This window comes from Streptomyces netropsis, from assembly GCF_014203545.1.
Classification (GTDB): Bacteria; Actinomycetota; Actinomycetes; order Streptomycetales; family Streptomycetaceae; genus Streptomyces; species Streptomyces netropsis.
Map to the genome: position 1 here is coordinate 325,152 of NZ_JACHJG010000002.1, position 25,691 is coordinate 350,842.

Here is a 25,691-nt window from a genome sequence, read left to right on the forward strand (position 1 = left end):
GGCGGTCCTCGGTACGGACGTACGGCGCGGCAGTGCCGAGAGTGCAGCGGCGGCGCCGAGAGTGCTGATGCGACGGATGGGATGTGGGTGGTGTGGTGAAGGTCTACCCGAAGACGAAGGCACGCAAGGCGGCGCTGGGCGCGGTCGCGGTGTCGGCGCTCGTCGCGGCGAACGCCCCGGCCGCCGCCGGGTTCGCGGAGCGGGCCTGGCACGAATACACCATCAACCAAGCGTCCTACAAGATCCGTTACGGGCACTGGGACCTGGTGGACGTCCCCGAGAAGTTCAGGATCAACGCGATCCACGCGGCCCTGCTGCACACGGGCAAGGTGCTGCTGATCGCGGGTTCGGGCAACGACGAGAAGAACTTCAAGTCGGGGACCTTCCAGAGCGTGCTGTGGGACCCGCGGAACGACACGTTCAAGGAGATCGCCACCCCCAAGGACATGTTCTGCGCGGGGCACGCGCAGCTGCCCGACGGCAAGCTGCTGGTGGCGGGCGGCACCGCGCGCTACGAGAAGCTGACCGGCGATGTGACGCGCGCGGGCGGCGGGATGATGGTGAAGAACGAGGACCCCGACAACCCCCGGACCCTTCCCGTCGGCACCGTCTTCGAGGGCTCGACCGGCAAGCGGTACCGCTCGCAGCTGCCGGTGCTGGTGCCGCGCGCGACGAAGACCGTGACCGAGGAGACCGAGGACACCCCGAAGAAGGTCGTGGTCAGCGCGTCCCAGGCGCGGGTGTACGTGGAGTCGGACGTCGAGGGCGAGGAGGGCATCGCCAACACCGCCGACCAGTACAGGATCAAGGGGCTGCGGGGCAAGGACGCCCAGATGGTCTACGGGCTGGCGACGAAGCTGGGGCTGGACAAGAAGGACTTCCAAGGCCTCAAGGAGACCTACGAGTTCGATCCCGTCGCCGAGCGGTATGTGACGGTCGACCCGATGGACGAGGCCCGCTGGTATCCGACCCTGGTGACCTTGAAGGACGGCCGGGTGCTGTCCGTCTCGGGCCTGGACGACATGGGCGAGATCATCCCGGGCAAGAACGAGATCTACGACCCGAAGACCCGCACCTGGGGCCCGGCGCCGCAGCGGTACTTCCCCACCTACCCCGCGCTGTTCCTCACCAAGGGCGGGAATCTCTTCTACTCCGGTTCCAACGCCGGCTACGGCCCGGCCGACAAGGGCCGCAAGCCGGGGGTGTGGGACCTGGACGCCAACACCTTCACCCCCGTACCCGGCTTGACGGACCCGGAGCTCACGGAGACGTCCGCGTCGGTGCTGCTGCCCCCGGCCCAGGACCAGAAGGTGATGATCCTGGGCGGCGGCGGGGTGGGGGAGTCCCACGAAGCCACCAAGCGCACCGCGGTGGCGGATCTGAAGGCCGCGAACCCCCGGTTCGCCTCCGGTCCCGACCTTCCGGTGGGCACCCGCTACCTCAACGCCGTGCTCACCCCCGACGACAAGGTCTTCACCACCGGCGGCTCACGCGACTACCGCGGCAAGCAGGGTTCCGACATCCTGGGCGCCCAGTTCTACGACCCCCGGGCGAGGGCGTTCGACACCATGGCCGCTCCCACCGTGGGGCGCAACTACCATTCCGAGGCCCTGCTGCTGCCCGACGGGCGGATCGCGGTGTTCGGCTCCAATCCGCTCTTCGGTGACGAGGACGACACCAGGCCCGGCACGTTCGAGCAGCGCATCGAGGTCTACACCCCGCCGTACCTCTACCGCGACAAGCGCCCCACCCTGCGCACCGGGCCGATCGAGGCCGAGCGCGGCGCAGCCGTCACCCTCCCCACGCCCGCCCCCGGCAAGGTGGCGGCGGTCCGGCTGATGCGCCCGAGCGCGGTCACCCACGCCACCGACGTCGAGCAGCGCTCCATCGCCCTGGAGGCGACGGCCCGGGCCGACGGCCTGTCCGTGACGATTCCGAAGGACCCGTCCCTGGTGCCGGCCGGTTGGTACATGGTCTTCCTGACCGACCGGGACGGCACCCCGTCCGAGGCGGCGTGGGTGCACGTCCGCTGAGCCACGCCCGACCCGGTGCGTCCGGGCCACGACGGCCCGGACGAGCATGCAGGGGGCGGCTCCCCGGGCAGCGCCCCCTCGGTGCCGGTGGCGGCATCGCCGACGGGAGGGCGTCGCGGCCGCGCTGACGCTCGGCGCCGACGCCGTGCAGATCGGCACGGGCTTCCACGCCACGGAGGAGTCCGGCGCGCGGCATCCCCAACCGCTTCGTCCGTGACACGCCGCGTACGAGGGCGAGGTGTCGTCGTACCCGGTCCGGAACGCGCTGATGCGGCCCCTCCGGCGCGCCGCCGCCGAGCGGGGGGGGAGAGAGAGACGGACCGCGTCAACCTCCGGTCCGGACAGGTGGCCGCGCCGGCCGGCGCGACGCACGCCGCGGAGTGCCTCGCGACGCTCGTCGCCGACGCGGACCGCGCCCCCGGGCCGACGGTTACTTCGCCGGCGTGAGGGGGGTCTGCGGCGCCTGCGGCGTCGGGTGCGGGGTGGGCGGAGCCGCCGGGGTGACGGCCGGGGCGGCGGGGGGCTCGGCCACGGGCGGCGTCACCGGTTTCACCACCGGCTTCGTCACCGGCACGGGCTTGGGCGCGGCCGGCTTCGCGGGGGCGGTGGGCTTGGCGGGGGCGGTGGGCTTGGCGGGGGCGGTGGGCTTGGCGCGCGCCAGCTTCAGCGCGTAGTCGGCCCACCAGTGACCGGCCGGCGGGGCGCCCCGGCAGGTGCCGTCCGACTCACCGGGCCGCTTGACCCAGACGAAGGCGTCGACGCGCGCGGCGCCGGTGCGCGTCGTGGGCGCGGCGCCCAGGGCCCGGCCCGGGGGGTTGCACCACGACTCGCCTCCGTTGCCACCGGTGGCCTCGTCCTGTCCCGGGGGCAGCGGACCGTTGCCGTTGCGGCTGGTGTCGATGATGTAGTGCGCTCCGCCCAGCAGGGCCGAGAGCTTGTCGCCGTACGCGCGGGTCACGGGGGTGGTGTGGAAGTTGGAGACGTTCAACGCGAACCCGTCCGCCTGCGACACCCCCGCCCTCTCCAACGCACCGGCCAGGAGCCGCTGGTCGGAGATCCAGCCGGAGTTGCCGGCATCGAGGTACACCGAAGTGCCGGGATTGGCCTTGAACTTCCGTACGGCCTCGCCCAGCAGGCCGAGCCGCTCCTTCGCCACGTCCGGGGGCACACAGCCCGACGCCCACTGGGCGATGGCGTCGGGCTCCAGCACCACCCACGCCCGGCGCTCGGCGATCCCCGCCGCGGCACTGTCCACCCAGGCCCGGTAGGCGGTCGCGTCCTTCGCGCCGCCGGAGGAGTACTGGCCGCAGTCACGGTGCGGGATGTTGTAGGCCACCAGCAACGGGACCCGGCCCGCCCGTTCGGCCTGTCGGGTGACCTGCTCCACCTGCTCCTTCGGGTCGCGGCCGTCCCCGGCCATCCATACGGCCGTCGGCTGGTCGGCGATGCGCAGGAGCGCCGTCGCGTCCTGTTCCCGGCCGCGTTCCTGCCACACCCGCACCTGCCGTGCCGCCCGGCCCGTGGGCTCCACCCAGAACGGGGTGTCGGGGCCGTCCGTGGCGCTCACCGCGACCGCACGGCCGGCGCAGGACGTCAGGCACACGCCGCACGCGCACGCGAACAGGACGGCGCCGCGCCGGGCTCCGGCGACGAAGCGGGCTGTACGTGCCCTGGGCATGAACCCCACCCTTCCGCCTTCTTCACATGGTCCTGGTCCGTTCCTCCACGCTTACATGTGTCGGTCCGTCAGGTCGCGCGGAACTGCGCCGAACGGGCAGCCCGGTGCCCCGGTCGGCGGTTCGGTGCCCCGGCCGCTATCCGCCGAGCACCTCCGCCAGGTCGTAGTGGACCGGCTCCTCCAACTGCGCGTACGTGCACCCCTCCGGCTCCCGGTCGGGGCGCCAGCGGCGGAACTGCGCGGTGTGGCGGAAGCGGTCGCCCTGCATGTGGTCGTAGGCGACCTCGCACACCCGCTCCGGGCGCAGCGGGATCCACGACAGGTCCTTCTTGCCGGTCCACCGGCTCGGTCCGCCGGGCAACCGGTCGGCGGCCTGCGCCTCCTCGCTGGCCCACCGCTCCCAGGGGTGGCCCTCGACGGACGGCATCCGCAGCGGCTCCAGCTCGCCCATCAACTCCTGACGGCGGCGCATGGGGAAGGACGCACAGACCCCGACGTGCTGCAGCCGGCCCGCCCCGTCGTGCAGGCCGAGGAGCAGCGAACCGACGACCGGCCCGCTCTTGTGCAGCCGTAGACCCGCGACCACGCAGTCGGCGGTGCGCTCGTGCTTCACCTTGACCATGACCCGCTCGCCCTGCCGGTAGGGGAGCCCGGGCGGCTTGGCGACGACCCCGTCCAGGCCCGCGCCCTCGAACCGTTCGAACCACGCCCGGGCCACGTCGAGGTCGTCGGTGACGGGCGCGACGAAGAGCGGGTCGGCCGCGTCGCGCAGCGCGTCCTCCAACGCGGCCCGGCGGGCCCGCTGCGCCGTCTCCAGCAGCGACTCGTCGCCGAGGGCCAGCAGATCGAACGCCACGAAGCTCGCGGGGGTGATCTCCGCCAGATGGCGCACCCGGGAATCGGCCGGATGGATGCGCTCCAACAGCGCGTCGAAGTCCAGCCGTCCGCCCCGGACGATGACGATCTCCCCGTCCAGGACGCAGCGCGGCGGCAGCAGTTCGCGCAGCGCGCCCACGAGTTCGGGGAAGTAGCGGGTCAGCGGCTTGCCCGAACGGCTGCCGAGCTCGATCTCCTCGCCGTCACGGAAGACGATGGCCCTGAAGCCGTCCCACTTGGCCTCGTAACTCATGCCGGGCGGGATGGCCGCCGCGGACTTCGCCAGCATCGGCCGCACCGGAGGCATCACCGGAAGGTCCATGATCTTGATTGTGCGGGCCCGACGGCCCCCGCGCCCGCCGACGGGCGCCGCCCGCCCGTGCGGCCTAGCGTGACGGTATGGCAGATTCGCTGGAGCTCACCGTCGGCGAGCGGACGGTGCGGGTGTCCCACCCGGAGAAGGTCTACTTCCCCCAGCGGGGATTCACCAAGGCCGACCTCGCCCGCTACTACCTGAGCGTCGGAGACGGCATCCTGCGGGCGCTCAGGGACCGGCCCACCACCCTGGAGCGGTACCCCGACGGGGTGGAGGGGGAGTCGTTCTTCCAGAAGCGGGCACCCAAGAACCTTCCCGAGTGGATCCCGACCGGCCGCATCTCCTTCCCCAGCGGCCGCTACGCCGACGAGATCTGCCCCACCGAGGCCGCGGCCGTCCTGTGGGCGGCCAACCTCGGCTGTCTCACGTTCCACCCCTGGCCGGTGCGGCGCGCCGACACCGAGCACCCCGACGAGCTGCGCATCGACCTCGATCCCCAGCCCGGCACGGACTACGCCGACGCGGTCCGGGCCGCACTCGAACTGCGCGACGTGCTCGACCGGCTGGGCCTGGTCGGCTGGCCCAAGACCTCCGGCGGCCGGGGACTGCACGTCTTCGTCCCCATCGCGCCGACGTGGACCTTCGTCCAGGTGCGGCGCGCGGCCATCGCCGTCGCCCGGGAGCTGGAGCGCCGGGCGCCGGAGCGCATCACCACCGCCTGGTGGAAGGAGGAGCGGGGCGCCAAGATCTTCGTGGACTACAACCAGACCGCCCGCGACCGCACCATCGCCAGTGCCTACTCCGTACGGCCGCGCCCGCATGCCCCGGTCTCCGCCCCGCTGCGCTGGGAGGAGGTCCCCAGTGCCGTGCCCGAGGACTTCGACCTGGCCACCATGCCCGCCCGGTTCGCCGAGGCGGGCGACGTGCACGCCGACATGGACGACCACGCCTACGGTCTGGAGGCCGCACTCGAACTGGCCGACCGCGACGAGCGCGAGCACGGTCTGGGCGATCTGCCCTATCCGCCGGAACACCCGAAGATGAAGGGCGAACCGAAGCGGGTCCAGCCGAGCCGTGCCAAGAAGTGATGCCACCCGATCGGCTGATCACCCGGAAGGACCGGCATTTCTCCGGGTTTATCGGGTCTTGGAGTGCTGAAACTGGGCATTGCGTTATCCACTTCGCACTGCAGGGAGTTCCCATGTCCAGGACACTCGCGATCCGCGGCCTGATCGCGGCCGCCGCGCTCGCCACCCCACTGCTGGCCGTCGGACCGGCTCAGTCGGCGCCGGTACCGGTGGCGCCGAGCGGCACGGTCACGTCCGTCTCGGGCGTCAACGAGCGCGCCTACCCGAGCACCGACGCCAAGGTGACGGGCCAACCGCTGAAGTACCGCGCCCCGATCGGCCTGCGCTGCAAGGTCCGCGCGCAGAACATCGGCGGCAACGACACCTGGTACCTCCTGCGGGCCCGCCCCACCTGGGTCGCGGCGAAGTACGTCGGTACCGTCGGCTCCGTCCCCTTCTGCAGGAGCGTCAACCACGGCGCCCTCAAGGACACCCCCGCGACCCGCGCCGCCATGGGCTGACATCAGTCGCCCATGACCAGGCCGTCCTTCGCCGCGCCCCGGGACAGCACCGCCTCGCGGATCTGCTCCCGGGCGTCGGCGAGGTCGGCGCGGCCCGGCCGCTCCCGCACCGCCCGGCCCAGGGCGACCACCCGGAACGGCGGGCCCTGGTCCGTGAGCTGGGGCAGGAACTCCGCCTTCGTCACGGTCCAGCGCCCGCCCGCCCTCGGGGGCGGTGCGAACGTGAAGCGCGCGAGGGAGCTCTGGTTGCCCCGCACGTCGGGGGCACCCTGCGGATTGAACATCTCGCCCGCGAGCTGGTCGCCCATCCCGTAGACCACCCAGGTGCCGCCCACCTTCTCGTAGGCCTGCGGCACGTGGTTGTGCGTGCCGAGGATGACGTCGATGTCCGGGCGCCCGCCGCTCCTGGCGGCGGTGAGCCGCTTGGCCAGGGTCAGCTGCTGCTCGTCCGGATCCCGCTGCCACTCCGTGCCCCAGTGCAGGGAGACCGCGACGACGTCGGCCCCGGCCTTCCGGGCGGACCGGGCGTCCGAGACGATGCGCTCGTCGTCGATCAGATTGACCACCCAGGGGCTGCCCTCCGGCACGGATATGCCGTTCGTGCCGTAGGTGTAGGACAGGTGGGCCACCTTCGCCGGACCCGCCCGCAGCAGATTCACCCGGGCGCTCTCGGCCGCCGACCGCGCGGAACCGGTGTGCCGCAGCCCCACCGCGTCCATCGCGTCCAGCGTGCGGCGGACCCCGGTGCTCCCGGCGTCCAGGGTGTGATTGGAGGCCGTCGAGCAGGAGTCGTAGCCCGTCTCCTTCAGCGCCCGCGCGACCTGCGGCGGTGAGACGAACGCAGGCCAGCCGCTGAACGGACCCGACCGCTCCCCGTACACCGTCTCCATGTGACATATCGCCAGGTCGGCGCCGGAGACGACGTCCTTCACCCCGGCGAACATCGGCCGGAAGTCGTACCCCGAGCCCGACCGGGCCCCGTCCCGCTGCGACTGCCGGATGATCGAATCGTGCGGCAGCACGTCCCCCGAGGCCAGCAGGGTGAATCCGCGCTGCCCCCGCGCCGCCTGGGTGGCCCCCGGTCCCCGTGCCGCCCGGCCGTCGGCGTCCCCGCCCGGCGCGCACCCCGGCGCCACGGCGAGCACTATCCCCAGCGCCGCCACGGCGGTCCTGCCTCCGTATGTCCCCATCGCTCCGACTCCCGGTTCGTCGACGGTGAGCTGCACGCCTTATATGACTTATTGGTGCATCTCTGTGCGACTTGGGCGAGTCGGGGACAGGGGGTGACGGAAGCACAGCGAACGGGAAGGTGCCGACCACGGGCGTACGGGCGCTCACCGGGGCGCGAGGGCCACCTCGTGCCGAACGGCCGCGCCGGTCACGCTTCCGGCAGGCCCGGCCGGGTGCCATGATGGCGAGCGGGGGAGGGGAAACCGGTGAACTGTACACACTGCGGCGCGCCCGTGATCCAGGGGTCCGACGGCGGCTGGTCGTGCAACAACTGCGGCGCGGCCGGGAAATAATGGACGGCACCGACATCCCCCAGACGAATGCTGCCGCGATGCTGTGCAAAGACTGCCTGAACCCGGTGATCGAGGGCCCCGAAGGGGGCTATGTCTGCGGCCAGTGCTTCCACGTCGTGGAACCCAACGGCTACGCGGAGCGCCGCGCCGAAGGCGTGAAGAAGGCCGCCGAGGAGCGCCGGATCCGCACCGAGGAGCGCCGGGGCCGCCCCAGCGCCCGGAAGTGGTCCTGAACGGGCCCGCCGGCCCGGTGGCCGTCCGGCCGCCCGGGCAACCCCGCCGAGGGCCGCGCCGACGGGTGCGCCCGGCCCGGCCCACCCGGCACCCGCCACCGGACACCGCCGACGGGGAGATACCGGACGTCGCCGGGGGCGGGGCCCGGCCCCGCCCCGACTCCGGTGCCGGTGCCCGTGGTCACCGCCTGCGGTGAACCGAGTACCCGACCCCGTACCCAGCCACCGGGGCAGCCCACGCCACAGGGGCAGCCCCGTACCCGCCGCGACGGCGCGGGACCCGCATCAGCCGGAAGGAAGCGCGCAGTGAACCACCCCGCTCATGGTTGTGTTCTGTTGCTGGACGGCACCCCGGACAGACGGCGGGGAGCGTTACCCAACCCCACCGCGCACGCCATCGCCGGAGCCAACCCACGCGGATTCCTCGCCGCCGCGTCCGCCGACGTGGTCCAGCTTCCCGCGATGGCGGGCCCCCAGAGCGTCCTGGCCTACCTCCAGCACGCCGTCACGGGCACCGGACCGCTGCTGGTCTGGGTCACCGGGCACCTCATGATCCCGGCCCGCCGCAGCACCGAACTGCACCTGGCCCTGCGGGAGAGCACCCCCGCCACCGTCCGCTACACCGGACTGCCCTGGGAATGGCTCACCCGCACCCTGCGCGACCACCCCGGCCCCACGCTGCTCGTGATCGACGCGGAAGCCGACGCCCACGCCCGGCCCCACGTGGCCGCCGCGGCCCGCGAAGGGCACCTGGCGGCGGGGGTCCCGGCCTGCGGCGTCATCACCCCCGCCGCACCCAAGGCGCCCCTGGAGGCCGGACCGTACACCCGGTCCTTCCTCGCGGCCCTGCGCACCGGCAACCCCACCGCCGGCCCCACGCTCGACCCCGCCCACGTGCATCACCAGGCCCTCGCCCAGGCCACCCTCCCCGAGGGCGTCGTGGCCTTCCAGCACGGCGCGTTCGGCCCCGTCCTCACCAACCCCTCCGCGACGCCCGTGGTCCGGCGCCCCGCGCCCGTGCCGGCGGTGCCCGGATTCGGGTCCCCCGCGCCCGTCGACACCGCGCCCCCGGCGCCCGCGGTCCCCGAGCCCGCGGCCCAGCCGGACGACGACCCGCTGCCACGGATCCTCGCCGCCGCCCACGCCGGCCGGCACAACGAGGCCGCGAACATGGCCGCCGCGTGGGAACAGCAGACGCTGCGCCGGCACGGTTCCGACAGTGCCGAGGCCCGGCTGTGGATCGAGGTGCGCGCCGACCTCGCCCGGCTGGCGGGCGATCACCCGCGCGCCGCCGAGCTGTGGATGTCGGCCGCCGCGAACCGCCTCGCCCGGGGCGGGCCGGCGGACACCGAGGCCCTCGCCGCGTTGAAGCGGGCCCACTACTGCTGGCAGCACAGCGGGGAGCGCGCCCGCCGTCTGGCACCCGCCCTGCTCGCCCTGTGGGAGCAGGTGCCCGACAGCGTCGACGCCACCGCGGACGTCCGTGCCCGGCTGACGGAGGAGGTGTCCCGCCCGGTCGCCCGCTAGCGGGGCGTCAGCTGCGGTAGGGGGACCACCAGCGGGCCTTGTACATCCCGCCGCGCAGCAGTGTGCGGGTCCCGTCGGGCTGGTACAGGGTCAGGGTGGAGGTGCACCAGACGCAGGGGTTGCCCGCTTCGGGCCGGGCGACCAGCACCTGTCCGGTGACCGGATCGTCGCCGACGCTCTTGACCGACCGCCCGCTGACCCTGGACTGGAGCGGGTAGGAGACGAATTGCCGCTCCGAGGTCGCGTACTGGTACACCGCCGAGGACGTGGTCACCCACAGCCGGCCGGGCGAGGCGAGCACCGGGGCCAGGTCGTGACCGCCCCGGGTGGGCAGCGCCCGGCGGTGGACGACCGTGAGAGCGGGGTAGTCCGCCGTGCCGCCCACGGCCAGCGCGACGAGTTCGCGGTCGCCCAACGCCCACAGCAGCTCGTTGCGCGGATCCCAGTGCACGCCGTGCGCCCCGGCGAGGGCCACCTGTGTGTACTCGGTGGCCCGCGTGCTCCGGGACGCGGCGTACAACCGCACGTACTCGCCCTTGCTGGCCGCGACCGCCACGTTCCCGTCCGGCAGCAGCTCGATGCTGTGCGCGTTGCCCGAGCCGGTGTCGGCCGCCCAGTACGCCGTGCCCTCCGGGTACCTCACCACGGCCGCCAGGCCGCCGGAGGCCGTGGTCAGCAGATACCGCCGGCCGTCCATCTCCCGGAGCTTGACCTCGCTCGGGTTCGTCCACGAGCTGCCGGGCCGCAGATCGGCGAGGTCCGCGCGGCCGTCGGCGCGCCATGACCACAGCACGCCCCCGCCCGGCCCCTCGGCGCTCCACCGTGTCCGCTCCGCGTCCAGTACGTACACGGACCGGGTGGCCTGGTCGGCTGTCACGATCGGCGTGACCGCCGCGAGAGTGGAGCGTCCGCCCACCTCGTGGTGGGCCTGTGCCACCCCTGATGTCCCCAGTACGCTCAGCGCCGCGAGGACGGCGACCCACACGCGTCTCACACGGCCGCCCGGGCCGTCGCCGTGATCCCGTTCTCCACGCAGAACTCCCATCCCGTGACGCGCATCCGCGCCGACAGGATCGGGGAGCGCACCCCGTCCCCCGCCGTGCCACGCCCGGAGGTCACACGAACGGGGTGCGCCGAGCCGGCCCATGGGGCAGGACCGGCTCGGCGCGGGCGGATCAGCCGCGCCAGGCCCCGGCGGTGGCCGCGGCCGACACGAACTCCGCGAAGTCGCGCGGGTCACGGCCCAGCGCCCGCCGCACACCGTCGGAGATCTTGGCCTCCAGACCCCGGCGGATCGGGTTGAGGGCCGCGGCCCACAGCTCCGCGTCCTCCGCCGGAAGCCCGTCCTGCCTCAGCTCGGCCGTGAACCGGTCCACCGTCACCGGGACGAAGCGGATCCGGCGGCCCGTGGCCTCGGCGATCTCCGCGACGGCCGTCTCCAGGGTCACCGCCCGGGGGCCGGACATCTCGTAGACCTGCCCGGTGTGCCCGTCCTCCGTCAGCGCCGCCACCGCGACCGCCGCGACGTCGTCGAGGTCGACGAACGACGCCGCGGCGTCCGCCGTCGGCAGCCGCAGCTCGCCCGCGAGCAGCGGGTCCAGGAACAGACCCTCGCTGAAGTTCTGGGCGAACCAGCCCGGACGCAGGACCGTCCACTCCAGGCCCGAGGCCCGCACCGCGCGCTCGCCCTCGAGATGGCTCGCGACGCCGGCTTCCTCCGCGGCTTCCGCAGTCTCCCCGTCCCCGTAGTACCCGGGCACGTCCACACCGCGGGCCGACAGCAGGACGATGCGGCCGACTCCGCTCTTCACGGCGAGCTCGGTGAAGGAGCGCGGCACCGGCACCCCCTCCAGCGGTACCGCGTACACCGCGCCGACGCCCTCCAGCGCCGCCTCCCATGTGCTCTCGTCCAGCCAGTCGAATCGCTGCTCACTGCTGCGCGACGCCACGCGCACGGCCACGCCGCGCTCCTGGAGCCCTGCCACCACGCGGCGGCCGGTCTTGCCCGTGCCGCCGATCACCAATACCGGTTCGTTCGTCATGCCCCGAGCCTCCCCGCCGGGCCTACCGCCGGGCCATGGCCGAAACGCTCGACCGTATGTCCGAGCGTCCAGAGCCGTCCGGGCCGGTGCCCTCAGACGCCGACCCGCTCGCGGGCCGCCCCCGCCCGGGACGCGCGGTGCGCGCTCGGGCTGAGGCCGCGTTCCCGCTTGAAGGCCGAGCTGAAGGCGAACCCGTCCGCGTACCCCACCCGCCTCGCCACCCCGGCGACCGTCGCCTCCGGCTCGGCCAGCAGTTCGGCGGCGAGCGTCATCCGCCACCCCGTCAGATACGCCAGCGGCGGCTCCCCGACCAGCTCGGTGAACCGCTTGGCCAGGGACGCCCGCGAGACCCCCGCCCCGGTGGCCAGCGCGGCGATGGTCCAGGGCCGGGCCGGTGCGTCGTGCATCGCGCGCAGCGCCGCCCCGACCACCGGGTCGCCGAGCGCGCGGTACCACGCGGGCGGACAGGCCTCGGGGCTGTCGAACCACGCCCGCAGCGTGCACACGAGCATCCAGTCCATCAGTCGGTCGAGGACGAACTGCTGCCCCGGCTTGTCGGCGGCCACCTCGGCCGCGATGAACTCGTGGAGCGCGCCGCAGCTCTCCGGCCCGCCCTCGTCGGGCACGATCAGCACCGGCGGCAGCGCACCGGTCAGGCGGCGGCCGATGTCGGACTCCGAGCGGTAGGCACCGGACACCAGTTCGGCGCTCTCCCCGGTGCGGTCCGCAGGCGCGCCCGCGAGCGCGTCCACGAAGGTGAACGGCGCGGGCCCGCGCACGAGCGCGGTGTCGCCCTGCCGCAGCAGTCGCGGCTCGCCCTCCGCCGGTACGAGCCACCCCGTCCCCCGCACCAGCGTGCACAGGGTCAGCGGAGCCCCGTCCGAGAACCGCAGCGACCACGGCGCTGCCACCGTCCACCGGCCGAACAGGGCGCCGTCGGCCCGTACTCCACGCAACAGATCCCCCAAGGCGTCCATGCCGTCACCTTAGACGGGCCCGTGGGCGGCCCTGAGACGGCCCGGAGCCGTGCCCCCGGCGGACAAGGAACCGGAGTGAGCCTTTCGAATCCGTCCCCTGGACGGGTGATTTTCCGGGCGCGGCCTGTGGCCGCCGGGCGGAGTCGGGGATTATTTCCCGGGAGAGCGCCTGAACGGGGGTCTCCCGCCGCGCCTCGCCCGCGTCCACCTCATGACGAGGAGTGCACGCCGATGACGACGATCGAATCCGGTCTCCTCGTGAACACCCCGAAAGGCTGCGCACGATGACTCTCACCAGCTATCAGGATGGCCTCGTCGTCCCCCCGGGCGCGGGGCGCACCCTGGTCACGGCGGCCCAGCAGGTGACGTTCAAGGTGACCGGGGAGCACTCGCGGGCGGCCTCCAGCTTCGAGGTCGTCGTCCCCCCGGGCTTCGACGTCGGCGCGCATCTGCACACCCGCAGCGAGGAGCTCTTCTACGTGCTCGAGGGCGAGCTCGACGTCCTCGCCTTCGAGCCCCGCATCCGGACCGTCCACAATTGGCGGGAGTGGGAGTCCCCGAGCGGGGAGCGCTGTGTGCGGGCCACGGCGGGCACGCTCATCGTCGTGCCGCCCGGCTGCCCGCACGCGTTCGCCAACCCGACGTCCGACCCCGCGCGCATGTTCTTCCAGGCCTCGCCCCCGCCGGATCACGAGCGCTATTTCGAGGAGCTCTTCGAGATCCTCAACTCGGGGCCGGACATCGACCAGGAGGCCATCGCCGCGCTGCGCAAGCGCTATGACATCGAGCAGCTCACCCCGCTGACCGCTGCCTCCCCCGTCGCCGCCCCCGCCCCCGCCGTTCTGGCCTGATCCGCAGGCGACGGTCAGACGGCGATGCGCCGTTCGTCCTCGCTGATCGGCAGGTCGTTGATGCTGGCGTAGCGGCGCCGCATCAGACCGTCCTCGTCGAACTCCCAGTTCTCATTGCCGTAACTGCGGTACCACTGGCCCTCGTCGTCGTGCCACTCGTACGCGAAGCGCACGGCGATGCGGTCGCCGTCGTACGCCCACAGTTCCTTGCGCAGGCGGTAGCCGTGCTCGCGCTCCCACTTGGCGCGGAGGAAGTCCACGATCTCCGCCCGGCCGTTCAGGAACACATCGCGATTACGCCACTCGGAGTCCTCGGTGTAGGCGAGGGCGACGCGCTCGGGATCGCGGCTGTTCCAGGCGTCCTCGGCGGCCTGGACCTTCCGCAGGGCGGACTCGGCGGTGAACGGCGGGAGCGGCGGCCTCTGCTCGGACATGACTCTTCCCTTCCACGCGGAGAACGGTCGTTCTCTCTGCTGTCCGGTAGCCTAGGAGAACGATGGTTCTCAGGCAAGGCGCGAGGTGGGAGCGGTAATGGAAACCACGGCAACGGAAGCCGCGACGCCAGAGGCCCGGGTGCTGGACGCGGCCGGGACGCTCTTTTACGGGCGAGGGCTCCAGGCGGTGGGCATGGACGCGATCCGTGCCGCGTCGGGTGTGTCCCTCAAGCGCCTCTATCAGCTCTATCCGTCGAAGGACGCGCTGGTCGAGGCCTGTCTGCGACGGCGCGACGCCCGCTGGCGGGACGCGCTGGCGCGCTACGCCGACGCCCGGCCCGCCGGACCCGAGCGGGTCATGGCCGTCTTCGACTGGCTCCACCAGTGGTTCGAGGAGCCCGATTTCCGCGGCTGCGCCTTCGTGAACTCCTTCGGGGAGCTGGGTGCCGCCTCGGAAACGGTGGCGGCGGTCGCCCGCGCCCACAAGGACGCCTTCCGGCGGTATCTCACCGGCCTGGTGACCGGGGCGGGTGCCCCCGCCGCGCTCGCGGACCAGCTCGCCCTGCTCGCCGAGGGGGCCATCGTGACGGCCGCGATCTCCGGTGGTGCCGAGCCGGCGCTCCGGGCCAAGGAGGCCGCGCGCGTCCTGCTGGAGGCGGCGGTGGCCCCGCCACGGAGCTGAGCCGGAGGCGGTTGTCCCGAATCACCTATTCCGCCAACCTCCTTCCGGATAAAGGTCGTTCACCCCCCTTCTACCGCTATGGACTCTTCGGTAAGAATGTGCGGGCAGTCCCTTGGAGGGGTGGTCACGCATGATTCCCGAGCTGAATCGAACGGCACTCGAAGACGAGTCCGTCGAAGTGCCCCCGCCCGTAGCGGGGTTCATCGACATCTCCGAGCGCCTCACCGGTTTTGAGGCGTTCGACCTGTATGCCACCGGAATGGCCCAGCTGTACCACGACACCACGGTCGACCAGGTGGGCCGCGAGGCCGTCGGCCGCTTCATCGACGACATGGCGGCCGCCGGGGGAGACCCGGACCGGCTCGTCGACGAGACGTCCCGCGACATCGCCCGGGCCGTCACCCATCTGTGGTACCTGGGCGTGTGGCCCGCGCTCGCCCGGTCCGTGCACCGCGCGCTCGGCCGGGAGAAGGCCAACGTCGCCTTCACGGTAGCCCCCGAGGCCTACCCCGAGGGCCTGGTCTGGCGGACCTTCCACGGTCACCCGCCGGGCGCGAAGGCCCCCGGCTTCGGCACCTGGGCCGATCCGCCGCCCGGTGCCCCGCCCCTCACCCCGCCCGAGCGCGCGGCCCACGGCGCGGGAGGCGCCGCGTGAGCGGCTCGGCGCACCCCGGCCGACGCCGGTACGACGTGATCGTGGTGGGCGCCGGGATGGCAGGCAGCCTGGTCGCCAAGCGACTGGGGGACCAGGGGTGGCGCGTGCTCGTCCTGGAGGCGGGCACCGGCACCCTGGACACATGGCCCGGCCATCTCGACGCGCTGGACACGTTCGCGTCCGCCGTGGCCAAGGTGCCCAACTCGCCCTACCGGCCCAACGCCGTCGCCCCGTCCCCCGACGTCCTCGACGTGGGCGGGCTGCCCGGCGGCGGCTACCGGGCCCACGGCTACCTCGTCCAGCGCGGCGCCCTGCCCTACAACTCGGACTATCTGCGCGCGAGCGGCGGCACCGGCCTGCACTGGCTGGGCCTGACGCCCCGCATGCACCCGGACGACTTCACGGTCCGCAGCCGCTACGGCTACGGCCGGGACTGGCCGATCGGCTACGACGACCTGGAGGCCCACTACCGCGCGGCCGAGCGGGAGTTGGGCGTCGCCGGGGACGCCGCCGAGCAGGCCGACGCCATCGGCCTGCCGTTCCCCGAGGACTACGTCTACCCGATGCGGGAGATCCCCCGCAGCTACCTCGACGACGTCCTGGCGGCCCGGCTCGACGGACACGCCGTCCAGGAGAAGCCGGGCTCCGCGCACACCACGCTGCGCGTCGTCACCACCCCGCACGCCCGCAACAGCACACCCCACGAGGACTACGACGGCGGCCGAGGCTACCGCCCGGTCGGTGCGGCCGGACTGCCCAACTACGGTGAGCGCTGCGTGGGCAACGCCTCCTGCACACCGATCTGCCCGGCCCAGGCGAAGTACACCCCCCTCAAGACCCAGGCCGCCTGGAGCCGCGACGTCACCCTCGTCACCCGCGCCGTGGTGAGCCGGGTCCTCACCACGAGCGGCGGCCGGGCCCGGGGCGTCGAATACCAGGAATACGACGACCCCGCCGCCCCCGCGAGCGTCACCCGCACCGCGGAGGCCGACGTCGTCGTCCTGGCCGCGCACGCCATCGAGAACGCCAAGCTGCTGCTCGTCTCCCAGCTGGCCACTCGCAGCGACCAGGTGGGGCGCAACCTCATGGACCATCCGGTGCTGCTCACCTGGGGGCTGATGAACCACCCCGTCGGGCCGTTCCGCGGTCCCGGGTCGACGTCCGGCCTGGAGGGCTTCCGCACCGGAGCCGGCCGGCGGACCCGCGCGCCCTTCCGCATCGTGATCGCCAACTGGGGATGGAGCTGGCCGGCGGGCTCACCCGGCGCCGACGTGGCCCGGCTGCTCGGCATGGGCGACGACTCGGCGGCACCGCGCGGGCGAGGGCTGTTCGGCGCCGCGCTGCGCGAGGAGCTGGGCCGGGGCATCAGCCGGCAGTTCGCCCTGCAATTCGAGATGGAGCAGGAGGCCGAGGGCCGGAACCGGGTCACCATCGACCCGCTCCACCGCGACCTCCTCGGCAATCCGCGGCCCGTCGTCACCTATGACCTCTCCGACCGCGTCAAGCGCGGCATGGCGGCGGCGAAGGCCGTCTCCGACCAGATCTTCGGGCTGCTCGACGCCGAGGACCACACCGCGTACGGCCCCGGCCCCTTCGCCCCCGGCCACTTCCGTTTCGAGGGCCGCGACTTCGTCTACCAGGGCGCGGGCCACGGAGCCGGCACCCATGTGATGGGGGCTTCGCGGGAGACGTCCGTGGTCGACCAGTGGCAGCGCTGCTGGGACCACCCGGGCCTCTACGCCGTCGGCTGCGGCAGCATGCCCTCGGTCGGCACCGCCAACCCCTCGCTGACCATGGCCGCCCTGGCACTGCGCAGCAGCGAGCGGATCCACCGGGAGCTGAGCGAGCTGCGCCGGCCCCTGACCGTCCGTACCGCCCACGCCCCGGAGGTGCGCCCATGACGGCCACCGGCCCGCTGACCGGGCAGACCGATCCCGCCCGGCACACCGACATCTCCGCCGCCCTCGCGGTGGTCGAGGAACCGCCGTTCCGGGTGCCGCGCGACCGCGCGGAGCTGCATCTGTTCCTCCAGGCCGCGCTGACCCTCGAACACCTCACCATCCCGCCCTATCTGACGGCCATGTACACGCTGCCGCCCGGCACCAACCGGCCCGCGCACTACGCCGTCCGGGCCGTCGTGCTCGAGGAAATGCTGCACATGACGCTCGTCGCCAACCTCCTGAACGCGACGGGCGGCACCCCCTTGGTGGCGCACTCGCGATTCGTCACCGGCTACCCCGCCCGGCTGCCCTTCAGCCGGGACAAGGTCCCCGTCGCCCTGCGGCACTTCGGGACGAAGGCGCTGGACACCTTCCTGTACATCGAGCGGCCGGAGTACGTCGCCGAGCCGCCCGGTCATCCCTCGGTGGCGGACGACGACGGCTGGACCTCCATCGGCCAGTTCTACAACACCATCCGGGAAGGGGTGATCCGCCTGTCGAGGAAGCTCGGCGAGGCGGAGCTCTTCCACGGCGACCCGGCGCGGCAGGTCGGCCCGAAGGACTTCTACAACTCCGGCGGCGAGGTCTTCGCGGTCACGGACCTGGCGTCCGCGCTCAAGGCCCTGCGGGTCATCACCGAGCAGGGCGAGGGCGCGGCCGGGGGCATCCACGACACCGACGACCGGCTCTTCGGGGAGGTCCGCGAGGTCGCGCACTACTTCCGGTTCAACGAGATCCGCCAGGAGCGGAGTTACGGACCGCACGACACCCCGCGCTCCGGTCCGACGGGTCCGGCCATGGACGTCGCCTGGCAGGACACCTACCCCATCGACCCCGAGGCGAAGGTGGCGCACTACCCGCCCGGCAGCGCCGTGCGCCGGGCCGCCGACCACTTCAACGAGGTGTACGCGCGGCTGCTCGTCGTCCTCGAACGCGGCTACACCGGGGACCCGGCGGTGCTGGGGGCGGCCGTGCCCGTCATGCTGGAGCTGCGCGACCTCGCCGAGGCGCTGTACCGCAACCCGCACCCCGACCCGGCCAAGCGCGCCCTGGGCCTGCACGCAGCCGCGACCTACGAGATCACCGACCGGCACTTCACCCTCGCGCGCGACCGGCTGTCCGAGGCTCCCGGAGCCACCGCCCTGCCGGGCTGAGGGCACGGAGCGGGCCGCCTCCCGGTGGAGGCGGCCCGCCCTCGGTGCAGCCCGGCAGGGCCGTCAGTGCCGGCAGGAGACGGCCGGAACGGCTCGTTGAACCGTGGCCGGGGCTCCTTACGCGCTCGGTGGCCCGTCCTTGGGCGGGGTGCGGGGAGCGGGCGGCAGTTGCTTGTCCGCGGTGGGCTGTTGCGCGGGCGGTTGCTGCCGCTCCGTCGGTGGCTTCTCCACCGGAGGCTTCTCGGCCGGTGTCCGGGGCGCGGGCGGCCGGTCCGCCGACTGCGGCGGAGGCTTGGGCGGGTCCACCGGTTTGTACGTCGGCTTGTTCGCCGGCGGGTCGGCCGGTTTGCTCGCCGGCGGAGGCTTCCAGGTGTTCTGCGGCCCTCGCTCCTGACCCTCGGCCGTCGGCACGCGGCCCCCGGTGGGCTGCCTGCCGCTCGGCAGGGACGAGGACGCCGAGGACGGCGGCTTGGTGCGGGCCGTGGCGGACGGCACGGTCGGTTTCGTCGGCACAGCCGTGTTGGCCGTCGGAGGCTTCGCGGACATCGGCGGGCGGGCCGACGACTGCCCGGTGCCGGTCGGTGTCCTGGACGCCGTCCCCGAGCCCGGGGGTGAGGAGGAGGGCGTCCCCGACTCCGGCGTGGAAGCGGACGGCGTCGGCTGGGAGGGCCTGCCCGACTCCGGCGACGGAGTGCCGCTGCCGCTGCCACTGGGCGTGGGGAGCAGGGCCGACGGGGTGGGCACGGGGAACGGCGAGGAGTCCTTCGAACCGTCGGAGCCGGCCCCGCGGTCGAAACCCTTGTTCGGTGCGTAGGGGTCGACGAGCGGGACGGACGCCATCGGCCCCTTGTCCTTGGGCCGTTCCTTGATGACCGTGATCTGGACGTAGGCGAAGCCTTCCCACCGCTTGCCCTTGTACGAGGACGCCTCGTAGTCGACCTTGGTGTCCGGCTGCCGCAGCGGGTTACCGCAGTTGCACTTGACGGCCGGTCGCGCGTAGGCGTCGACGAGCACCGCGACGCCCGCCTGGAGGACCGACAGATACCCGGTGATCTCGCCGTTGCCCTTGTAGTTGTGGTTCTTGACCAGGGTGTCGTGGAGCAGGACCACCGGCGTCAGCTTGTCGATGTGCGCGGCGAGGTCCCGGGGGTCGATGTCGCGCGCCGAGCTCCAGGCCTTCGCCTTGACGCTGTCCCGCGTGAGCTCCTTGACCAGGGCCGCCTTGTCGCAGTGCGCGACGTTACGGGTGCCGCCGAACGCGCCGCGGCTGTCACCGGCCAGCTCGCCGCCGCGGCGGGCGGAGTCGACCCCCTTGAGGTCCGTACCCGCACCGGTGAGGAACGGGGCGGCGCCGACCACCCCCACGGCCTCCAGGGCGAGATCGACCGCCTTCTTCTTCTGGGGGCCCGTGCACCCCAAGGTGCCCGTCCCCCCGAGCAGGGCGGGCACGGCCAGCAGCGCGACGGCGCGCAGCAGGCGTTTGCGCCTGCGGGCACGCCGGGCGCCCGGCCCGCCCGCCTCGCGCTCGGTGACTCCGTACGGAAAGGACCCCAGCCGCATTGACGCACCCCCGAAAGCCGGTCTGTGATGTCGGTGATCAGTGATTCCTCCGGACCCCGTCACCGGAGCCCCGCGTATCCCTCGCTACGCCCGTCCCTCGAGCCCCCCCACCCGCCTTCCCTCAGCCGTATCCGCAGCTCGCGACCCAACCGCCGTTCGCACACGTCGTGCCCGGGTCCGGCGTCGGCTCGGCGGCGGGTGTGGTGGCCGCGGGTGTGTCCTGCGGGCCGGGCGTCGTGGACGGGCGCGGCTGCCCCCCCGACGTGCCGTCCGACGGCCGACTGGTCTCGGTGACCGCGCCACCGGTGCCGCCCGACGGGGTGCCGCCGTCGTCACGGGTGGCGATCACCGCGGCGGTGGCCGCTCCGCCGGCGAGCAGGAACGCCAGCACCGGACCGAGGATCACCATCAACTTGCGGCGCCCCGTAGGGGGGTTCGGGCGCCGTGGATCGGGAAACGGCCGCTCGGGCTGCTGCGGAGTGGGCGGCCCGAAGACACCACCGGGGTGGGGTGTGGGCGGGGCGGGCGAGAGGTGACGCACCGGAGGCCCGGGGGAGGGGACGGGCGACGGCGACGGCACCGGGGCCGGGACCGGGACCGGCGAGGGGGCGGCGACGGCCGTACGGACGTACTCCCCCGTGTCCGAACGCGCCCAGCCCGGTGGCTCGGTGAGCCGCCCGGCCGCGACGGAGTCCAGGAGCCGCTGCGCCTCCACCGCGCCCATCCGGTCCCGCGGGTCCTTGCGGAGCAGCCCTTCGAGCAGCGGGGTGAGCGGGCCGGCCCGCCGCGGCGTGGGCGCCTCGTCCTGCACCACCGCCTGCAGGGTGCTCAGCGCCGAGGTGCGCCGGAAGGGCGACAGCCCCTCGATCGCCGCGTACAGGGTCGTGCCCAGCGACCACAGGTCCGAGGGAGTGCCGGGACGCTGACCCATCGCCCGCTCGGGGGCGAGGAAGTCGGGGGAGCCCACGAGGTCGCCGGTGCGGGTGAGGGTGCCCGAACCCTCGACCACGGCGATGCCGAAGTCGGTCAGCACGACCCGGCCGCTGTCCTCGATCAGGACGTTGGCGGGCTTGACGTCACGGTGCAGCACCCCGGCCGCGTGCGCGGCGCGCAGCCCCTGGAGGACCATCGACCCGATCCTGGCCGCCTCTTTGGGCTGCAGGATCCCTTCCTCCTCCAGCACGTCGGCCAGCGACTTGCCGCGCACCAGCTCCATGACGATCCAGGGCCGGCCCTGCTGCTCGACCACGTCGTGCACCGTGATCACGTACGGGTGGCTGACCCGGGCGGCCGCCCGCGCCTCCTGCTTCAGCCGCGCGTACAGCAGCCGGACGTCCGCCTCGCGCATGTGCTCCGGTGCCCGGACCTCCTTCGCCGCGACCTCGCGGTCGAGCAGTTCGTCGACGGCACGCCACACCACCCCCATGCCGCCGCTGCCGAGCCGTTCGACGATCCGGTAACGTCCGGCCAGCAATGGACTTCGCTCCTCGTCCATGCCGTAAGCCCCCCTTCCCGCGCGCACGGCACCCCGAGCCGCGCGCATTCGGGCACACTCCTTCAGACGGCAGGCCCGTCGATATCGTTCCCCCCTCGGGAGAATTCGCGGAATTCCCTTGCGCCCCACCCGACACTGCCCGTGTGAACAGGGGTTTTGTCCCTCGTCCGCACCGATCGCCCGTGTCTCCACGGGAAGTTACCGGCCGGTCGATTCATCCGCGGTGGAGCTTCCTTTACGGCCGACTAAGGGAATGTGCCGTTCCGGGGTATCGATTCTTCGGGGCATCCCGATCAACGGGGTGTATTCGGGGCGGAATTGATCCGGTCTCCCCGGAGCGGCGCATAATCTTCTCAAAGTGGTGACGGCCGGAATATCGTTCCCCTTTGGGTCCGACGGCGGTCGGCCGGTCACGCCGGCCGGGCCGCCCACGGCAAGGGGGAAGCCAGTGGACGGCCTCGCACCACTCATCGAACTGCTGCTGACCGAACAGCGGGCGAGCGACCCCGCCGCCGCGCGTCCCGACGCGTACCGCGAGCCCTTACGGACCTGGCTCGCGGCCGCCGCCGCGCTCGCGGCGGGGGAGCCCAAGCGGGCCCTGACCGCCCTGGACCGGGCACCGGAGGGGCCCGCCGGACACGCGGTGGTCACCCGGGCCCTGCGGACGGCGGCGACCGCCCTGGAGCACGACTGGTTCCCCGGGGGCACGAGCGACGCGGCGCCGGGGCCGCAGGCACAGGCGGCCCGGTCGGCGCTCCACGCGACGGCGGCCGGAACCGCCGCCGGCATCGCGACAGTCGCGGACCCCGGTCTGCGCCTCGCCGCCGTCCTCGCGGGGCGGCTCCTGCCCGATCTGCTCTCGGCACGCAGGACGGTCGGGCACGGGATGCGGGCCTCCTCGGCGTACGAGGAGGCAGCCGAGCACGACGCCGCGCGGGCCGCGCGCGACGGGATCCGTCCCGCGCTGCGGTGGTTCGACGCACTGCGCGAGGACACGGCCGCCGGGGGCCGCGCGGTGCCCGCCGCCTACCACTCGCTGCTGGCGGCCGACCTCAGGGTCCGGGCGGCCGACCCCGGCGGGGCGAAGGCCCTGCGCCGGGACGCGCTACGGGTCGCACCCGACAGCCTCGTGGTCGGCGGCTTCTCGGCGCTGCTCGTCGGCGACTGGGAACTCGGCGCCCCGGGCGCGGCGGAACGCTGCTCGGCCCGCGACAGCACCCCGGGGCCCCGGGCCCCGGCGCGCGCCGAGGCGCGCTACAAGCTGGCCGAGGAGCGGTTCCGGGCGGCCGGGTCGGCCCGGGGGCAGGCGGCGGCCCTGTTGCGGATCGCCCACGCGGCCCGGGTCCAGGGCCGGACGCCCGATCGCGTCGCGGCCTTGGAGCGCGCCCTCGCCCTGGCCACCGAGGCGGGCGACGGAGCCTGCGCGGCCCTGTTGCGGGTGCACCGGAGCCTCGACCGGATCACCGCCGGGCAGCAGCCCGACCCCCGGGACGTCGAGGCCGTTCTCGCCTGGACGTCGACGGTCGGCAGCGGTTCGTGGGGCCGGGGGCTGGTGGAACTCGTCACCGAGCGGGCGGTGTTCCTGAGCGGCCGGGGAGACGCCGTCAAGAGCCGCAACGCCGACCTCCTGGCCGAGCGCCTCACCGGCGCACCGGCGGCGGGCGACACGGTCTGCGCGTCGGCCCGGGCGTACGCGTCGGCACGTCACCGGCTGGCCTCCCTCGTGCTCACCGACCTCCGACTGCGGCTGCACACCGAGCGGCTGGAGCGGGGCGAGGCGCACGGACCGGCCGACCGCCTGGGCGTCGTCCGCGCCGCCGCGACCTTCCACAGCGAAGCCGTCGCTCTGATGGACCCGGACCTCATCGCCGCTTCGCGGCCCCGCTTCGAGCAGGCGATCGCCGCCGCCGAGAGCCTGCTGCCGTTCGGCGGGGAGAGCATCGAGCAGGCGCTGCGCGCGCTGCGGGCCGAGGCCGGGGCCGTGACGTTCCGCGAGAGGCTCCACCGGTCCCGGCGGGCCCGCGCCGCCGGGCTGGAGGCGGACGCCGACCGGCTCGCGGAGCGGGCACTGCGGGCGGCCGACGGGGGCCCGGACGCCATGGCGCGCTGCGTCGCCCTGATCGAACTGCGCCGGTTCCCCGAAGCCCGGGCCGAGTTGGACGGGCTCGTGGCTCGAGGGGAGCCCTCCGCTGTTCAAGAGGCGGTGCTGCGGCTGCGGTTGCGTCAGCCCCGCCTCGCAGCGGCGGCGGTACGGGAGATCGGCACCCGCGGACCCGGACCGGCCGACCCGTGGGGACTGCCCGCGCTCGAGGCCGATGTGGCGCGGGGGCGGGGCGACCACGCCACCGCCGTCGGCCACGCGCTCCGCGCCATCGCCCGCTACGAGGAGCACCGCGTCAAGCCGGCCCGGGACGCGCTGCGGGCCGCCTCGGCCGACAGCCCGGTGGTCGCCGGCATGTACCACACGGCCATCATGTCGCTCTTGGCGCTGGGCGGAGCCGGGACGGAGGCCGCCGCGGCCGCGGCCGCTTTCGGTCTCGCCGAGCGCAGCCGCTCCGGCTTCCTCGACGCCGTGCACGCCCTCGACGGTGCCGGGCCCGCGGTGGGGGTGGTACGGGCCTGGCTCCAGGCCGAGACCCGCTGGTCGGCGCAGTTCGAGGACGTGGCGGAGGAGATCCGTCGTGCCCGCCCCGCCGCCACCCCCGGGCCGACGGCCCTGCGGCGGGTCACCGACGCGGAACGGGCGCTGGACGCGGCCCAGGCGGACGTCGCCCGGCTGGCCCCCGCCGCCTTCGTGTCCTGGCGGGGCGGCACCGGGCCGGACGCCGCGGCGGTGGCGGACGCACTGCCCCCGGACACCGTGCTGCTGGAGTACCACCTCTTCGACGAGGACCTCGTCGGCTGGGCGATGACCCGCGACGGGCTGCGTGTGGCACGGACGGAGCGGTGGGCCCACGGCACGGTGGCGACGGCCCGCCGCTTCCACAGCCACTGCGCGCGGGCCCCGGGCGGCGAGGACACCGGACGGCAGCTCTCGGAGCTGCTGCTGCGCCCGTTCCGCACCGAACTCGACCACTGCGAACGGGTGATCGTCGTACCCCCGGCCCGGCTCTCGCTGCTCCCCTTCCACGCCCTGCCCTGGCGCGGTGACGTCCTGGGCGCCGGGCACGACGTCTCCTATCTGCCCGCGGCCTCGCTCCTGACCCGCCCACGCCCGCCGGACCGGCCGTGGAAGGACCTCGCGGCGCTGCTCGTGGGCGCCCCCGCCACCGACCCCCGGCGCGGCCTGGCGGACCTTCCCGGAACCGCGGCGGAAGTCGCCGAGATCGCACGGCTGTTGCCCGGGCACCGGGTGCTGACGGGGGCCGCCGCCACCCGCGAGCGGGTGCTGCGGGAAGCCGCCGGCTGCGGCGTACTGCACCTGGCCACCCACGGCGACGTGGACGAGCTCGCGCCCAACCGCACCAGACTGGCCCTCGCCGGACCGGACGCCCTCGGCCTGCCCGATCTGCTCGGCCCCGGCCTGGATCCCCAACTGCTCGTGCTGTCCGCCTGCGACACCGGGCGCGGCACCGCGACCGCCGGCGGGGACGTGCTCGGGCTCACCCGCGCGGCGATGATCACCGGGGCCCGGCACGCCGTGGTGTCGCTGTGGCCGGTCGACGACGACACCGGCGCCCTCGTCGTCACCCGGACCTACCGGCACCTCGCCGACGGCACGGCCACCGCCGTCGGCACCGCGCTCACCCTCGCCCGGCGCGAGGTGCGCGACCTCTCGCCCGCCGAGCGGGCCGAGGAGTTCGCCGGGCTCGCGACGCGGGCGGGCGTCACGCGCGAGCCCGCCGGGCCCCGGGACAGCAGGCCCCGCGGCGACGCGCACACCGAGGCCCGGCACCCGTGCCACTGGGCACCCTTCATTCACGTGGGAGTCTGAGATGACGCTGCGCGCACTGCTGATCGGCGCCCAGACCTACGGTCTGACCGGGGTGCACGCCGACGACGGTCTCGTGGAACGGGCGCTGGCCGGCCGGGGTTTCGCCGACATCCGCACCTGTGCCGGGGAGGACGCCACCTACCGCGGGATCGGCAAGGCCCTGGAACGGCCGCACCAGGAGACCCCCGTCGGA

Annotated in this window: 22 protein-coding genes; 12 read left to right on the forward strand and 10 right to left on the reverse strand. The window is 73.9% G+C overall.

The window, feature by feature from the left end:
- Nucleotides 1-92 precede the first annotated feature (92 nt).
- Both glxA and FHS38_RS35115 read left to right on the forward strand, forming a co-directional pair.
- Nucleotides 93-2,033: a radical copper oxidase GlxA gene (gene glxA, locus FHS38_RS06285; protein WP_373301823.1), complete on the forward strand. Its 1,941-nt coding sequence runs from the start codon at nt 93-95 to the stop codon at nt 2,031-2,033.
- Nucleotides 2,034-2,079: 46 nt separating this feature from the next.
- Nucleotides 2,080-2,250 carry a nitronate monooxygenase gene (locus FHS38_RS35115; RefSeq protein WP_229822543.1) on the forward strand — a complete coding sequence of 57 codons (171 nt, stop codon included), beginning with the start codon at nt 2,080-2,082 and terminating at the stop codon, nt 2,248-2,250.
- Nucleotides 2,251-2,463: 213 nt separating this feature from the next.
- On the opposite strand, the gene FHS38_RS06295 is transcribed toward FHS38_RS35115, so the two are convergent.
- Together FHS38_RS06295 and FHS38_RS06300 are read right to left on the reverse strand one after the other, a co-directional pair.
- Nucleotides 2,464-3,711 (reverse strand): glycoside hydrolase family 6 protein, encoded by a 1,248-nt coding sequence (locus FHS38_RS06295; protein WP_184731615.1) that lies wholly within the window; start codon nt 3,709-3,711, stop codon nt 2,464-2,466.
- Nucleotides 3,712-3,847: 136 nt separating this feature from the next.
- A complete protein-coding gene (locus FHS38_RS06300) occupies nt 3,848-4,909 on the reverse strand; it encodes an ATP-dependent DNA ligase (RefSeq protein WP_184731617.1) in 1,062 nt (353 codons plus the stop codon).
- A gap of 77 nt (nt 4,910-4,986) precedes the next feature.
- Here FHS38_RS06300 and ligD point away from each other — a divergent pair, with 77 nt between their 5' ends.
- Both ligD and FHS38_RS06310 read left to right on the forward strand, forming a co-directional pair.
- Nucleotides 4,987-5,991, forward strand: coding sequence for a non-homologous end-joining DNA ligase (gene ligD, locus FHS38_RS06305; RefSeq protein WP_184731618.1), 1,005 nt, complete (start codon nt 4,987-4,989; stop codon nt 5,989-5,991).
- Nucleotides 5,992-6,104: 113 nt separating this feature from the next.
- Entirely contained in the window at nt 6,105-6,491 is a 387-nt protein-coding gene (locus FHS38_RS06310; protein ID WP_184731621.1) for an SH3 domain-containing protein, read from the forward strand.
- A gap of 2 nt (nt 6,492-6,493) precedes the next feature.
- Here FHS38_RS06310 and FHS38_RS06315 read toward each other — a convergent pair whose 3' ends face one another.
- Complete coding sequence (locus FHS38_RS06315; RefSeq protein WP_184731623.1) at nt 6,494-7,681, reverse strand: CapA family protein; 1,188 nt, start codon at nt 7,679-7,681, stop codon at nt 6,494-6,496.
- 371 nt (nt 7,682-8,052) lie between these two features.
- Here FHS38_RS06315 and FHS38_RS06320 point away from each other — a divergent pair, with 371 nt between their 5' ends.
- Both FHS38_RS06320 and FHS38_RS06325 read left to right on the forward strand, forming a co-directional pair.
- Nucleotides 8,053-8,247 (forward strand): hypothetical protein, encoded by a 195-nt coding sequence (locus FHS38_RS06320; protein WP_184731625.1) that lies wholly within the window; start codon nt 8,053-8,055, stop codon nt 8,245-8,247.
- 306 nt (nt 8,248-8,553) lie between these two features.
- The gene (locus FHS38_RS06325; RefSeq protein WP_184731626.1) at nt 8,554-9,774 is read left to right on the forward strand and encodes a hypothetical protein; all 1,221 of its coding nucleotides are present in this window, start codon (nt 8,554-8,556) and stop codon (nt 9,772-9,774) included.
- Nucleotides 9,775-9,781: 7 nt separating this feature from the next.
- On the opposite strand, the gene FHS38_RS06330 is transcribed toward FHS38_RS06325, so the two are convergent.
- The 4 genes from FHS38_RS06330 to FHS38_RS06340 form a co-directional block, all read right to left on the reverse strand.
- Nucleotides 9,782-10,768, reverse strand: coding sequence for a DUF6528 family protein (locus FHS38_RS06330; RefSeq protein WP_184731628.1), 987 nt, complete (start codon nt 10,766-10,768; stop codon nt 9,782-9,784).
- A complete protein-coding gene (locus tag FHS38_RS35120) occupies nt 10,765-10,893 on the reverse strand; it encodes a hypothetical protein (RefSeq protein ID WP_260420658.1) in 129 nt (42 codons plus the stop codon). The genes FHS38_RS06330 and FHS38_RS35120 overlap by 4 nt, the downstream gene beginning before the upstream one ends.
- Before the next feature lie 56 nt (nt 10,894-10,949).
- On the reverse strand, nt 10,950-11,816 hold the full coding sequence (locus FHS38_RS06335) for an NAD(P)H-binding protein (protein ID WP_184731630.1): 867 nt from the start codon (nt 11,814-11,816) through the stop codon (nt 10,950-10,952).
- A 92-nt stretch (nt 11,817-11,908) separates the two neighbouring features.
- Entirely contained in the window at nt 11,909-12,793 is an 885-nt protein-coding gene (locus FHS38_RS06340; protein ID WP_184731632.1) for an AraC family transcriptional regulator, read from the reverse strand.
- A gap of 284 nt (nt 12,794-13,077) precedes the next feature.
- On the opposite strand from FHS38_RS06340, the gene FHS38_RS06345 reads away from it, so the two are divergent.
- Nucleotides 13,078-13,644 (forward strand): cupin domain-containing protein, encoded by a 567-nt coding sequence (locus FHS38_RS06345; RefSeq protein ID WP_184731634.1) that lies wholly within the window; start codon nt 13,078-13,080, stop codon nt 13,642-13,644.
- Nucleotides 13,645-13,658: 14 nt separating this feature from the next.
- On the opposite strand, the gene FHS38_RS06350 is transcribed toward FHS38_RS06345, so the two are convergent.
- Complete coding sequence (locus FHS38_RS06350) at nt 13,659-14,078, reverse strand: nuclear transport factor 2 family protein (RefSeq protein ID WP_184731636.1); 420 nt, start codon at nt 14,076-14,078, stop codon at nt 13,659-13,661.
- Between the two features lie 97 nt (nt 14,079-14,175).
- Here FHS38_RS06350 and FHS38_RS06355 point away from each other — a divergent pair, with 97 nt between their 5' ends.
- The 4 genes from FHS38_RS06355 (at nt 14,176) to FHS38_RS06370 (ending at nt 18,509) form a co-directional block, all read left to right on the forward strand.
- Nucleotides 14,176-14,760 carry a TetR/AcrR family transcriptional regulator gene (locus FHS38_RS06355; RefSeq protein ID WP_184731638.1) on the forward strand — a complete coding sequence of 195 codons (585 nt, stop codon included), beginning with the start codon at nt 14,176-14,178 and terminating at the stop codon, nt 14,758-14,760.
- A 130-nt stretch (nt 14,761-14,890) separates the two neighbouring features.
- Nucleotides 14,891-15,415 carry a hypothetical protein gene (locus FHS38_RS06360; RefSeq protein ID WP_184731640.1) on the forward strand — a complete coding sequence of 175 codons (525 nt, stop codon included), beginning with the start codon at nt 14,891-14,893 and terminating at the stop codon, nt 15,413-15,415.
- Nucleotides 15,412-17,316: a GMC family oxidoreductase gene (locus FHS38_RS06365; RefSeq protein ID WP_229822544.1), complete on the forward strand. Its 1,905-nt coding sequence runs from the start codon at nt 15,412-15,414 to the stop codon at nt 17,314-17,316. The genes FHS38_RS06360 and FHS38_RS06365 overlap by 4 nt, the downstream gene beginning before the upstream one ends.
- On the forward strand, nt 17,313-18,509 hold the full coding sequence (locus FHS38_RS06370) for a ferritin-like domain-containing protein (RefSeq protein WP_184731641.1): 1,197 nt from the start codon (nt 17,313-17,315) through the stop codon (nt 18,507-18,509). The genes FHS38_RS06365 and FHS38_RS06370 overlap by 4 nt, the downstream gene beginning before the upstream one ends.
- A gap of 117 nt (nt 18,510-18,626) precedes the next feature.
- Here the strand turns inward: FHS38_RS06370 and FHS38_RS06375 are convergent, their stop codons facing one another.
- Nucleotides 18,627-20,069: a DUF6777 domain-containing protein gene (locus FHS38_RS06375; protein WP_184731643.1), complete on the reverse strand. Its 1,443-nt coding sequence runs from the start codon at nt 20,067-20,069 to the stop codon at nt 18,627-18,629.
- Between the two features lie 121 nt (nt 20,070-20,190).
- Entirely contained in the window at nt 20,191-21,564 is a 1,374-nt protein-coding gene (locus FHS38_RS06380) for a serine/threonine-protein kinase (protein WP_184731645.1), read from the reverse strand.
- 448 nt (nt 21,565-22,012) lie between these two features.
- Between FHS38_RS06380 and FHS38_RS35995 the strand changes: the two genes are divergently transcribed.
- Complete coding sequence (locus FHS38_RS35995) at nt 22,013-25,498, forward strand: CHAT domain-containing protein (RefSeq protein WP_184731647.1); 3,486 nt, start codon at nt 22,013-22,015, stop codon at nt 25,496-25,498.
- Nucleotides 25,499-25,691 lie beyond the last annotated feature (193 nt).

Coding starts and splice junctions, on each gene's coding strand:
- FHS38_RS06380 (WP_184731645.1), bottom strand. CDS start 21,564: ATGGACGAGGAGCGAAGTCCATTGCTGGCCGGACGTTACCGGATCGTC.
- FHS38_RS06375 (WP_184731643.1), bottom strand. CDS start 20,069: ATGCGGCTGGGGTCCTTTCCGTACGGAGTCACCGAGCGCGAGGCGGGC.
- FHS38_RS06295 (WP_184731615.1), bottom strand. CDS start 3,711: ATGCCCAGGGCACGTACAGCCCGCTTCGTCGCCGGAGCCCGGCGCGGC.
- FHS38_RS35115 (WP_229822543.1), top strand. CDS start 2,080: ATGCAGGGGGCGGCTCCCCGGGCAGCGCCCCCTCGGTGCCGGTGGCGG.
- FHS38_RS06310 (WP_184731621.1), top strand. CDS start 6,105: ATGTCCAGGACACTCGCGATCCGCGGCCTGATCGCGGCCGCCGCGCTC.
- FHS38_RS06320 (WP_184731625.1), top strand. CDS start 8,053: ATGCTGTGCAAAGACTGCCTGAACCCGGTGATCGAGGGCCCCGAAGGG.
- FHS38_RS06370 (WP_184731641.1), top strand. CDS start 17,313: ATGACGGCCACCGGCCCGCTGACCGGGCAGACCGATCCCGCCCGGCAC.
- FHS38_RS06315 (WP_184731623.1), bottom strand. CDS start 7,681: ATGGGGACATACGGAGGCAGGACCGCCGTGGCGGCGCTGGGGATAGTG.
- FHS38_RS06360 (WP_184731640.1), top strand. CDS start 14,891: ATGATTCCCGAGCTGAATCGAACGGCACTCGAAGACGAGTCCGTCGAA.
- ligD (WP_184731618.1), top strand. CDS start 4,987: ATGGCAGATTCGCTGGAGCTCACCGTCGGCGAGCGGACGGTGCGGGTG.
- FHS38_RS06350 (WP_184731636.1), bottom strand. CDS start 14,078: ATGTCCGAGCAGAGGCCGCCGCTCCCGCCGTTCACCGCCGAGTCCGCC.
- FHS38_RS06335 (WP_184731630.1), bottom strand. CDS start 11,816: ATGACGAACGAACCGGTATTGGTGATCGGCGGCACGGGCAAGACCGGC.
- FHS38_RS06340 (WP_184731632.1), bottom strand. CDS start 12,793: ATGGACGCCTTGGGGGATCTGTTGCGTGGAGTACGGGCCGACGGCGCC.
- FHS38_RS06300 (WP_184731617.1), bottom strand. CDS start 4,909: ATGGACCTTCCGGTGATGCCTCCGGTGCGGCCGATGCTGGCGAAGTCC.
- FHS38_RS06345 (WP_184731634.1), top strand. CDS start 13,078: ATGACTCTCACCAGCTATCAGGATGGCCTCGTCGTCCCCCCGGGCGCG.
- FHS38_RS06355 (WP_184731638.1), top strand. CDS start 14,176: ATGGAAACCACGGCAACGGAAGCCGCGACGCCAGAGGCCCGGGTGCTG.